This window comes from Shewanella aestuarii (assembly GCF_011765625.1).
GTDB lineage: Bacteria > Pseudomonadota > Gammaproteobacteria > Enterobacterales > Shewanellaceae > Shewanella > Shewanella aestuarii_A.
The window spans coordinates 3,242,281-3,254,084 of sequence record NZ_CP050313.1 but is presented as its reverse complement, the minus strand read 5'-3'; the positions used below and the strand labels follow the sequence as shown (position 1 = coordinate 3,254,084).

Below are 11,804 nucleotides of genomic sequence, written 5' to 3'. Positions count from 1 at the left end.
CTCAATGTCTTCTCTCTTAAATGAGAATGATGAATGTTCATAGCAATATGTACAAAAGACTTTGTTAACTTCGGTTGATAAAGCAATCAGAATTCATTGAGCCGAGACTTAGTCTCAAAAAACTTTAATTGAAGAGTTTGATCATGGCTCAGATTGAACGCTGGCGGCAGGCCTAACACATGCAAGTCGAGCGGCAGCGGGAAGATAGCTTGCTATCTTTGCCGGCGAGCGGCGGACGGGTGAGTAATGCCTAGGGATCTGCCCAGTCGAGGGGGATAACAGTTGGAAACGACTGCTAATACCGCATACGCCCTACGGGGGAAAGGAGGGGACCTTCGGGCCTTCCGCGATTGGATGAACCTAGGTGGGATTAGCTAGTTGGTGAGGTAATGGCTCACCAAGGCGACGATCCCTAGCTGTTCTGAGAGGATGATCAGCCACACTGGGACTGAGACACGGCCCAGACTCCTACGGGAGGCAGCAGTGGGGAATATTGCACAATGGGCGAAAGCCTGATGCAGCCATGCCGCGTGTGTGAAGAAGGCCTTCGGGTTGTAAAGCACTTTCAGTAGGGAGGAAAGGTTAGCAATTAATACTTGTTAGCTGTGACGTTACCTACAGAAGAAGGACCGGCTAACTCCGTGCCAGCAGCCGCGGTAATACGGAGGGTCCGAGCGTTAATCGGAATTACTGGGCGTAAAGCGTGCGCAGGCGGTTATTTAAGCCAGATGTGAAAGCCCCGGGCTCAACCTGGGAATTGCATTTGGAACTGAGTAACTAGAGTCTTGTAGAGGGGGGTAGAATTTCAGGTGTAGCGGTGAAATGCGTAGAGATCTGAAGGAATACCGGTGGCGAAGGCGGCCCCCTGGACAAAGACTGACGCTCATGCACGAAAGCGTGGGGAGCAAACAGGATTAGATACCCTGGTAGTCCACGCCGTAAACGATGTCTACTCGGAGTTTGGTGTCTTGAACACTGGGCTCTCAAGCTAACGCATTAAGTAGACCGCCTGGGGAGTACGGCCGCAAGGTTAAAACTCAAATGAATTGACGGGGGCCCGCACAAGCGGTGGAGCATGTGGTTTAATTCGATGCAACGCGAAGAACCTTACCTACTCTTGACATCCAGAGAACTTTCCAGAGATGGATTGGTGCCTTCGGGAACTCTGAGACAGGTGCTGCATGGCTGTCGTCAGCTCGTGTTGTGAAATGTTGGGTTAAGTCCCGCAACGAGCGCAACCCCTATCCTTATTTGCCAGCACGTAATGGTGGGAACTTTAGGGAGACTGCCGGTGATAAACCGGAGGAAGGTGGGGACGACGTCAAGTCATCATGGCCCTTACGAGTAGGGCTACACACGTGCTACAATGGCGAGTACAGAGGGTTGCAAAGCCGCGAGGTGGAGCTAATCTCACAAAGCTCGTCGTAGTCCGGATTGGAGTCTGCAACTCGACTCCATGAAGTCGGAATCGCTAGTAATCGTAGATCAGAATGCTACGGTGAATACGTTCCCGGGCCTTGTACACACCGCCCGTCACACCATGGGAGTGGGCTGCAAAAGAAGTGGGTAGTTTAACCTTCGGGAGAACGCTCACCACTTTGTGGTTCATGACTGGGGTGAAGTCGTAACAAGGTAGCCCTAGGGGAACCTGGGGCTGGATCACCTCCTTACCTATACGACTAACTCAATATTTGCTGAGTGTTCACACAGATTACTTGTTAACTTCTTCGGAAGTAGAGTGAAATGCGCCGCGAGCCGGTATGCATTGTTCTTTAACAATTTGGAAAGCTGATAGTATTTAATTGCATGAGTCTGTCATGTAATTACTTACAAATCGTTTAATACGATAAGTATTAAACATTGAGTTCTCAAAACACTGTTTAAGTGTCTTGAATATTCTAAAACTAAGGCGATTTCGTGTGCGAAAGTGCATGAATTATCAAAGTAAAAACCAGCTAGTTGCAATACAGCTCAAGTGAAACTCATTTGGGTTGTATGGTTAAGTGACTAAGCGTATACGGTGGATGCCTTGGCAGTCAGAGGCGATGAAGGACGTAGTAACTTGCGAAAAGCGTTGGCGAGCTAGTAACAAGCATTTGAGCTAACGATGTCCGAATGGGGAAACCCAGTTGCATAAGCAACTATCCTGCAGTGAATACATAGCTGTAGGAGGCAAACCCGGGGAACTGAAACATCTAAGTACCCGGAGGAAAAGAAATCAACCGAGATTCCCCTAGTAGCGGCGAGCGAACGGGGATTAGCCCTTAAGTCAGTGGGGTGTTAGTGGAATGTGTTGGAAAGCACAGCGGCACAGGGTGATAGCCCCGTACACGAAAACTAACCATTGATGAAAACGAGTAAGGCGGGACACGTGATATCCTGTTTGAATATGGGGGACCATCCTCCAAGGCTAAATACTCCTGACTGACCGATAGTGAACCAGTACCGTGAGGGAAAGGCGAAAAGAACCCCTGTGAGGGAGTGAAATAGAACCTGAAACCGTATACGTACAAGCAGTGGGAGCGGTTCTTGAGACCGTGACTGCGTACCTTTTGTATAATGGGTCAGCGACTTACGTTTTGTAGCGAGGTTAAGCGAATAGCGGAGCCGTAGGGAAACCGAGTGTTAACTGCGCGTTTAGTTGCAAGGCGTAGACCCGAAACCCGGTGATCTAGCCATGGGCAGGTTGAAGGTTGAGTAACATCAACTGGAGGACCGAACCGACTTATGTTGAAAAATGAGCGGATGACTTGTGGCTGGGGGTGAAAGGCCAATCAAACCGGGAGATATCTGGTTCTCCTCGAAAGCTATTTAGGTAGCGCCTCGAGCGAATACCATTGGGGGTAGAGCACTGTTAAGGCTAGGGGTCATCCCGACTTACCAACCCTTTGCAAACTCCGAATACCAATGAGTACTACTCGGGAGACAGACGGCGGGTGCTAACGTCCGTCGTCAAAAGGGAAACAACCCAGACCGTCAGCTAAGGTCCCAAAGTTATTGCTAAGTGGGAAACGATGTGGGAAGGCTTAGACAGCTAGGATGTTGGCTTAGAAGCAGCCATCATTTAAAGAAAGCGTAATAGCTCACTAGTCGAGTCGGCCTGCGCGGAAGATGTAACGGGGCTAAGCAATACACCGAAGCTACGGGTTTGCACTTAGGTGCAAGCGGTAGAGGAGCGTTCTGTAAGCCGTTGAAGGTGAAGGGGTAACCCACGCTGGAGGTATCAGAAGTGCGAATGCTGACATGAGTAACGATAAAGGGAGTGAAAAACTCCCTCGCCGAAAGACCAAGGGTTCCTGTCCAACGTTAATCGGGGCAGGGTGAGTCGACCCCTAAGGTGAGGCCGAAAGGCGTAATCGATGGGAAACAGATTAATATTTCTGTACTTCCGCTAACTGCGATGGAGAGACGGAGAAGGCTAGGCTAGCGCGGCGTTGGTAGTCCGCGTTTAAGGTAGTAGGCGGTGTTCTTAGGCAAATCCGGGAACACATAACGCTGAGAGCTGATGACGAGTCACTAAGGTGATGAAGTAGTTGATGCCATGCTTCCAGGAAAATCTTCTAAGCTTCAGGTTAGCGGGAATCGTACCCCAAACCGACACAGGTGGTCGGGTAGAGAATACCAAGGCGCTTGAGAGAACTCGGCTGAAGGAACTAGGCAAAATGGTACCGTAACTTCGGGAGAAGGTACGCTCCTGGTGGTGATGAGACTTGCTCTCTAAGCTGCTGGGAGTCGCAGATACCAGGTGGCTGCAACTGTTTATCAAAAACACAGCACTGTGCAAAATCGCAAGATGACGTATACGGTGTGACGCCTGCCCGGTGCCGGAAGGTTAATTGATTGGGTTATCGCAAGAGAAGCTCATGATCGAAGCCCCGGTAAACGGCGGCCGTAACTATAACGGTCCTAAGGTAGCGAAATTCCTTGTCGGGTAAGTTCCGACCTGCACGAATGGCGTAATGATGGCCACGCTGTCTCCAGCCGAGACTCAGTGAAGTTGAAATTGCGGTGAAGATGCCGTATACCCGCGGCTAGACGGAAAGACCCCGTGAACCTTTACTATAGCTTGGCACTGAACATTGACCCTACATGTGTAGGATAGGTGGGAGACTTTGAAGCATGAACGCTAGTTTGTGTGGAGTCGTCCTTGAAATACCACCCTTGTAGTGTTGATGTTCTAACTCTGGCCCCTAATCGGGGTTGAGGACAGTGCCTGGTGGGTAGTTTGACTGGGGCGGTCTCCTCCCAAAGAGTAACGGAGGAGCACGAAGGTTGGCTAAGTACGGTCGGACATCGTACGGTTAGTGCAATGGCATAAGCCAGCTTAACTGCGAGACATACACGTCGAGCAGGTACGAAAGTAGGTCATAGTGATCCGGTGGTTCTGAATGGAAGGGCCATCGCTCAACGGATAAAAGGTACTCCGGGGATAACAGGCTGATACCGCCCAAGAGTTCATATCGACGGCGGTGTTTGGCACCTCGATGTCGGCTCATCACATCCTGGGGCTGAAGTCGGTCCCAAGGGTATGGCTGTTCGCCATTTAAAGTGGTACGCGAGCTGGGTTCAGAACGTCGTGAGACAGTTCGGTCCCTATCTGCCGTGGGCGTTGGATGATTGAAGGGAGCTGCTCCTAGTACGAGAGGACCGGAGTGGACGAACCGCTGGTGTTCGGGTTGTTATGCCAATAGCATTGCCCGGTAGCTACGTTCGGAATCGATAACCGCTGAAAGCATCTAAGCGGGAAGCGAGCCCTAAGATGAGTCATCCCTAGGTCTTTAAGACCTCTAAAGAGCCGTTCGAGACTAGGACGTTGATAGGCATGGTGTGTAAGCGTTGTGAGGCGTTGAGCTAACATGTACTAATGACTCGTGAGGCTTAACCATACAACCCAGATGGGTTTTACTTAAAACGTTCCAGACGTTTAAAGCACTTCCTCCTTCCTTGGAGGTCGTACTGATACTTAGTATTAGGATAGAGCACTTAAGCAGTGATAACTCAAGACAGCGTGTTTGAAATAGAGCATGCATTAGCTTTCCGAATTATTATTTGATGCCAAGGCGTTAAATAGACAAATTTGTCTGGAAACCATAGAGCTGTGGTCCCACCTGATCCCATTCCGAACTCAGAAGTGAAACACAGTATCGCCGATGGTAGTGTGGGGTCTCCCCATGTGAGAGTAGGTCATTTCCAGGCGCTAAATAAAGCCAAAAAGCCCGTTACTAGCGTAACGGGCTTTTTGCATTTATGATACTCTCTTAGGACCTTGATTTATTTGGGAACTGCTTGCTATAAGGCTTCCAAATTTTCTAAATAATGTTTTGCCGTATCCAATATTGCTAAGCGTTTTGGTTGTTCCATTTTATCCCATGTCCGATAGAGCATTGCTATGCGGGGTTGTTAGTAAGACGTGCTCTGTGTTTGTGCATAAACTGCCAATATAAACTATTGAATGGACAAGATCTTTCACCACTTCTGGCTTTAATGTCGTAGTGACAGCCTTTGCAATAGTCGCTCATTTTATTGATGTAAGAGCCGCTTGCTGCGTAAGGTTTAGTACCAACAATTCCACCATCAGCAAATAATGCCATTCCTCTGGTGTTAGGCATTTCAACCCACTCTATAGCATCGACATATATTCCTAGATACCAGTCATCCACTTGGTTTGGCGCTATTTCTGTAAGTAAGCAAAAATTACCTGTCACCATAAGCCGTTGTATATGATGTGCGTAGGCATAATCTAAAGACTGGTTAATTGCATTGTTCATACAGGCCATTTGGGTTTGCCCCGTCCAAAAGTAATCGGGCAATTTGTTGCTGGCACCAAGACTGTTTTTATTCGCATAATTGGGCATATTTGCCCAGTAAACCCCGCGAATATACTCTCGCCAACCTAAAATTTGCCTAATGAAACCCTCAATTTGTGAAATATCAATAGCAGTATTATTTTTATATTCTGCCAGTGCTGCATCGATAACTTCTTTAGGATGTAATAACTTGCAGTTGAGTGAAAAGGACAATCTGCTGTGATATAGACTCCATTTAGCATCATGATTTTTGGTCATTGCATCTTGGAATTGACCAAATAAAGGCAAGCAGACTTTACAGAAATAAGCTAGCAAGGACAGGCTTTGACTGCGATTAACGGGCCATAGTAGATTGCCTTGCAAACTCCCTATAGTGTTAATCTTGTGTCGTTCAAGACGCTGTTTTACCGCTTCGATATTTTGACTAAAAAGTAATGGCTCTGGCAGCTTTGCTAAGTCTGATGCTTTTAGTTTGTTACGATTGTTTGCGTCAAAGTTCCACTGACCTCCATAAGGTTTATCGTCATCCATGAGAATATTGAACCGCTTTCGCATTCGGCGATAAAAGAACTCCATTAATATGTGTTTGTCTTGAGGGAACTGTTGGTCTATTTCATTGAAAGGCAACAAAAAGTGTTCTGTGTCGACACAGCGGACTACTGCGTTGTCTATCTTAAGTTTGGATAATTGTTCAAGTAAGCGATATTCATCAGGGCGTTGGTATTCAAACTTGCTAGCACCAAATTTTGCCATGTAATAACGGATCAATTGGTTTAGATCGCTAAAATCAGCGGTATTATCGAGAGTTAGGTGTAATATTTGATGACCTTGTGAGCCTTTTTCAATGGCAAATTGCTCCATTGCACAAAAGAACGCGCACACCTTTTGAATATGATGGGTGACATAGGTGTTTTCTTGTTTAAGCTCTGCAATGATGTAGAGCACCTTATTATCGACTTGCTGATACCAAGTGTGCTCTTCATTGAGCTGATCGCCCAGAATGAGTCTAACAGTATCAATGCCCATTTAGGTATCTCCCTTATTTGTGACTGAAGTAATAGGCCAATCTACATAATCTTGAAAATCAATTTGTGAGTTTTTACATTCACCATGCCATTGCGAAATAAACTTTAAATCAGGGTCATACACTTGTGTTTGTTTGTCTAAATTAAATCGACGACTACCACGGGGATCAGCTCCCACTCCGGCTAAATATTGCCAATTGCCCCAGTTTGATGCGACATCGTAATCAATTAGTTGAGTCTCAAAATATGCGGCCCCATAGCGCCAGTCTAAATTTAGCTCGTGCACTAAACAACTGGCCACGAGTTGTCTGCCACGATTTGACATATAGCCCGTTTGATTTAATTGATGCATACAAGCATTAACAATAGGAAAAGGTGTTTGGCCATGTTTCCATTGTTGAAACCGTTGTGCATAAAAGCTGGTGAGTGGAGGGTTGTTTCTAATACCACCAAAATGAAATAGTGCGTTTTGATAACGTCTTGCATACCAATAAAAGTACTCTCGCCAGAGTAGTTCAAAATAAATCCAGTAGGTTGATTCGTTAGCGCCGTTAATTTTTTCGTATTGTTTTAGCATGGCGTAAATCATAGTTGGTGATATACAGCCTAATGCCAACCAAGGGGAAAATTTGGTTGAATTGTCAAAACCATCCAGTGCGTTGCGAGTTTCCTTATATCTACTTGGGTATGTAGTTTCAAAATACGTTTGACAATGTTTTAAAGCCGCCTGCTCACCACCTTTAAATAACAGAGTTTTTTTCGTTTGATTAAGAGGTAATGTGGCCATTTTTAGGGATGAGACATCAATTTCAGATGGCATTGGTGGCAATGAGTCCAAATGATTTAAATTAATGTCAATGGCAATGTTTTCGACTTTTTTACGAAACTGGCTGAAGGTGCTAGGTAGAGCATTTATCTGAAATGGCAGTGTATTTTTTGTGAATAAGCAATTAACTTCTTTCTGTACTATATGTAATGCAGGGTTGTCCGTTTGAATTATATCAAGCTGTCGTAATTCATCCCCCCTGCTTGTTCATCAACATACAAGTGAGTGAGTTTAACTTGTTGCTGCAATAGGGTAATTGCTTTGTGGAGTGGCATAGCTAGTACAATTAATCCTTGTGAAAGCCTACTAAGTGATTCATTAAGGTTATCAAGCGATTGATTTAAAAATAGTTGTCTGCTGTAACCTAATTTTGCTTCTTGAGCATATTGTCTTAGAAATGGACTCAATTCTGGATAACAATAAACGCAAATTAAAGCATCGACTTCCACAGAAGCGCGTTGAAGCAATGGGTTATCGTGTATCCTTAAATCATTAGTGAACCAATACACGCCAATGTTGTTATTCAACTCAATACCTACATTTTTATCGTCAATTTTATAACATCTAATACGAGATAATCCGCAAATCAGATCAATCCATAAAGGCAAGAAACTGAATCATATGAGCTGCAGTATGAGAGGTTGTTGAGGGCAGCAAATCAATTGATGATATCCATTTGGGGCTGACTATTTAAGTCACATAATATTTAGGAAAGCATCATATTAGGCTTAAATTATTTTGTTTTTATTAATGAGTATGATTCGTATTAATAGATTTGATTATCAGCTCACAATTTTAGGCCGCAAACTTGTTAGATTGGATAAAGCTATATATAACCTTGTAGTAACTTAATTTACACTTTGCTTCTTAATGTAACTATGAAAGCTCATTCAACAGAAAAATGGTCTCAAACACATAATTTTAATCATCATAACCACGAGGGGGAAAAAAATACCCGTTACGTTCTGATATTGACCGTATTGACAATGATCATTGAGATTGTTGCTGGCACCGTTTATGGTTCAATGGCCTTGTTAGCCGATGGCTGGCATATGGGCACTCACGCCGCAGCATTTATGATCACCTTATTTGCTTACCATTACGCTAGAAAACATGCAGACTCGCCGCAATTTGCATTTGGTACGGGTAAAGTAAGCGTGCTGGGTGGTTTTACAAGCGCAATCGCCCTGGGGATGGTGGCATTATTGATGCTTGTCGAGTCGTTTTCGCGAATAATTAATCCACACGAGATTCAATTTGAACAAGCTATATTTGTTGCCGTGATTGGTTTAGCAGTCAATATAGTTAGTGCATTTCTGTTAAAAGATCATCATTCTCATGACCATCATGACCATCATGACCATCATTCTCATGCACATCATGATCACAATTTGAATGCCGCCTATATGCATGTGTTGGCCGATGCGCTGACATCTTTATTGGCGATATTTGCGCTTGTGTTAGGCAAATACTTAGGTTGGTTATGGCTAGATCCTATCATGGGTATAGTGGGTGCAATTATTATAACGAAGTGGGCTTATGGTCTTATTATGCACACTAGCCCAATATTGTTAGATGACAATCAAGCGGCAAAACAGCAAGAATCGATAAAAGCCTTTGTAGAAAAACATTGCGCCTGTGTGATAAGCGATATTCATTTATGGCGCGCAAACTCTGCAGATTTTGTATTGGTACTGTCAGTCGTGACTCACGAAGATATCGATAATCTAAAATTAAAACGACAATTACAGTCAAAATTTAACCAAGTTAAACACATCACACTTGAGGTTCATCAATGCGATTTACCTGAATGTGCTGATGTAATCGTTAAGTAATTTGGCTTTTAGATGATTCCAACGGCTAACTTGGCTGAAAATGCTTCAGTTAGCGGTTTTTGTTGAAAAAGTACTTTACCTTTGTCAGTGGTTTTTGCATAATGCCCCACGTCAACAGGGGTGTAGTTCCAATTGGTAGAACAGCGGTCTCCAAAACCGATGGTTGCGGGTTCGAGTCCTGCCACCCCTGCCAAATTTAGAGGGCCTAGCATTTATGCTAGGCCTTTGTCTTTTCTGACTTTTTTAAATTTATTACTCTCCAGTTCAGCCTTAATTTATTACGCTATAGAAGCTCAATTTTGCAAATGGTGACCAAATGGTGACCAAACCGTGACAACAACTTTTTCTGATGCAGATTTATGTTCAGACACTCCTAATTAAGATAGTGTGATTTTTTGGCGTTTTGCTATTAGATTAATTAGGCTAAAACGTACTATAAAATGAATTGATATGGCTTGTTTCTGCAAGTATCAATTCACTATTTCCAACCCTGCACCCATTTATTATTATTTTTGAGTTCAGTCCAATCAATGAGATACGCATTCTTTGTCATTACAGCTTCTAATTGACATGACAACACTGAGCCATCTTCTTCAAACTCAATTTCAGATACCAAAAAGTGCTTTTCTCGGTGCATCGGCTTTGATGCTGTCCATTTACTATTTAATAGCTTAGCAGGATTAATCTTGTTCATTTAGTCTCCATCAATAGCAATAGAACATAATTCAATATTACGTTAGCTAGATGATTTAAGCCCAAGATGAGCTTAACCTTTTATGAGCAAATTTATCATTGAGCAGAAATTTTTAATGAACCGCTTATTGATGCTAGGAGTCGTTCGCCAGATGGATGCAAAACGATAAGTCCATCTTTGTTTATGGGCGAGCGTGGTATGTATATATGAAAAATTATGTAAATTAGTCAGGAAACCTACGAGGTTAGACATCTATGCTACAGTTAATAATGTGCCGAAATTAGGATGGAGATTCTTTAATTGCACATAAATGCTGTAGACAAAGTTTGCATCGCAATATTCCTCATATTGGTATCACTATTGGGATATTTTTCCAGTCTAGCTTTGAATTCATATAGCGATAGGCAGACTTTTCTTGTGTCTGAAATCGTACACACTCAGACTCAGGCAATCGAAAGGCGTTTAGGTCAATCTCTCTCATCAACAAAAATTTTAGCACAGGAAGTGCGCCAGAACCGTGGGCTTTTTCCTGACTTTGAAGAGTACGCCCAAGAGGTTATGGATACTGTCGGCGGCATCTCTAATCTTCAATTAGCTCCTAATGGCATCATTCACTCAATTCATCCTATAGATGGAAATGAAAAGGCTATTGGTCACGATATTTTGAAGGATGACAGTAGGCGGAAGGAAGCACTCTTGGCACTGCATGAGCAGCATATGACATTAGCGGGACCATTTGAACTGATCCAAGGGGAGTGGCGGTGGTTGGACGAAACCCCGTCTTTTTGAAAGATGAGGTGACTAACAAAGAGTATTTTTGGGGTTTTGTTTCAGCGCTATTGTTTCTGGATGACCTTTTAAGTGTTACCGAACTAAACAATTACGAACAAAAAGGTTACGCTTACCGGCTGTCACGTAAACATCCAGATACGGGGGAGGTCATTTTAATATCAACCTCAAAAAATGAGATCGGTGAACATTCTCTCGAGGGGACAATAGAAGTGCCAAACGGAGAGTGGTACCTTCAAATGTCTGATCCAAATCCATTACCCAGTTTCGTTCGTGAACTCGCCTTTTTCTCTTCTTTGTTGGTTTCACTTTTCATCGTGGCACTCCTGCGGAAAATTCTAAATCAACCGCGAATTTTGAAAGGGGTGGTCGAAACGCAAACGCGAGAATTACAACATCTCGCTCATCACGACCCATTAACCAAACTGTCAAATCGATCGAAATTAAAAGAGGCAGTAGAACGAGCGTTAAGTCAATACAAGCGTTACAGAGTCGGTTCAGCGCTACTTATTATTGATCTTGATAACTTCAAACCTATTAATGATATATGTGGTCATGACGTTGGTGATACTGTGTTAAAAATAATCTCGGATCGCATTCGTTCATCCGCTAGAGATATGGATACTGTTGCTCGTATGGGGGAGATGAGTTTGCCGTGATACTAGATCGTACTGAAACAGTTGAAGATTCAATCCTGTGCGCGAAGAGGATTTTAGAGGAAATATGTAAACCTGTTTTAGTTACTGATCGTTCGCATAATTTGTCTGCATCAATAGGTGTAGCGTTTTTGCCGAACGACGGTGATGATTTCACGACCTTGTATCGTAA

General features: G+C 43.9%; 5 protein-coding genes, 1 tRNA gene, 3 rRNA genes and 2 pseudogenes. 7 read left to right on the top strand and 4 right to left on the bottom strand.

Features of this window, described 5'->3' with window-relative positions:
* Positions 1-125: 125 nt before the first annotated feature.
* From HBH39_RS14290 to rrf, 3 genes are all read left to right on the top strand, one after another.
* Positions 126-1,670 (top strand): 16S ribosomal RNA (locus tag HBH39_RS14290).
* 327 nt (positions 1,671-1,997) lie between these two features.
* A 23S ribosomal RNA gene (locus HBH39_RS14285) occupies positions 1,998-4,886 on the top strand.
* A 194-nt stretch (positions 4,887-5,080) separates the two neighbouring features.
* Positions 5,081-5,196, top strand: a 5S ribosomal RNA gene (gene rrf / locus HBH39_RS14280).
* Together the 16S, 23S and 5S rRNA genes form the textbook arrangement of a ribosomal RNA operon.
* A 93-nt stretch (positions 5,197-5,289) precedes the next feature.
* Here the strand turns inward: rrf and HBH39_RS14275 are convergent.
* The 3 genes and pseudogenes from HBH39_RS14275 to HBH39_RS19850 all read right to left on the bottom strand — a co-directional run bounded on the left by HBH39_RS14275 (position 5,290) and on the right by HBH39_RS19850 (position 8,266).
* Positions 5,290-6,833, bottom strand: a pseudogene (locus tag HBH39_RS14275) (cryptochrome/photolyase family protein).
* Positions 6,834-7,802, bottom strand: coding sequence for a DASH family cryptochrome (locus tag HBH39_RS14270; RefSeq protein ID WP_244325812.1), 969 nt, complete (start codon positions 7,800-7,802; stop codon positions 6,834-6,836). It lies immediately after the preceding pseudogene.
* Positions 7,803-7,828: 26 nt separating this feature from the next.
* Complete coding sequence (locus tag HBH39_RS19850; RefSeq protein ID WP_244325664.1) at positions 7,829-8,266, bottom strand: deoxyribodipyrimidine photo-lyase; 438 nt, start codon at positions 8,264-8,266, stop codon at positions 7,829-7,831.
* Positions 8,267-8,536: 270 nt separating this feature from the next.
* Here HBH39_RS19850 and dmeF point away from each other — a divergent pair, with 270 nt between their 5' ends.
* Positions 8,537-9,493, top strand: coding sequence for a CDF family Co(II)/Ni(II) efflux transporter DmeF (gene dmeF / locus HBH39_RS14265; RefSeq protein ID WP_167679354.1), 957 nt, complete (start codon positions 8,537-8,539; stop codon positions 9,491-9,493).
* A gap of 116 nt (positions 9,494-9,609) precedes the next feature.
* Positions 9,610-9,686 (top strand) — tRNA-Trp (locus HBH39_RS14260).
* Between the two features lie 285 nt (positions 9,687-9,971).
* Here the strand turns inward: HBH39_RS14260 and HBH39_RS14255 are convergent.
* Positions 9,972-10,187 carry a TIGR02450 family Trp-rich protein gene (locus HBH39_RS14255; RefSeq protein WP_167679352.1) on the bottom strand — a complete coding sequence of 72 codons (216 nt, stop codon included), beginning with the start codon at positions 10,185-10,187 and terminating at the stop codon, positions 9,972-9,974.
* A 417-nt stretch (positions 10,188-10,604) separates the two neighbouring features.
* Here HBH39_RS14255 and HBH39_RS14250 point away from each other — a divergent pair, with 417 nt between their 5' ends.
* Positions 10,605-10,976 (top strand): CHASE domain-containing protein, encoded by a 372-nt coding sequence (locus HBH39_RS14250; RefSeq protein ID WP_167679350.1) that lies wholly within the window; start codon positions 10,605-10,607, stop codon positions 10,974-10,976.
* A 239-nt stretch (positions 10,977-11,215) separates the two neighbouring features.
* Positions 11,216-11,799 (top strand): annotated as a pseudogene (locus HBH39_RS20135) (diguanylate cyclase domain-containing protein); the annotation flags it as partial.
* Positions 11,800-11,804: the final 5 nt, after the last annotated feature.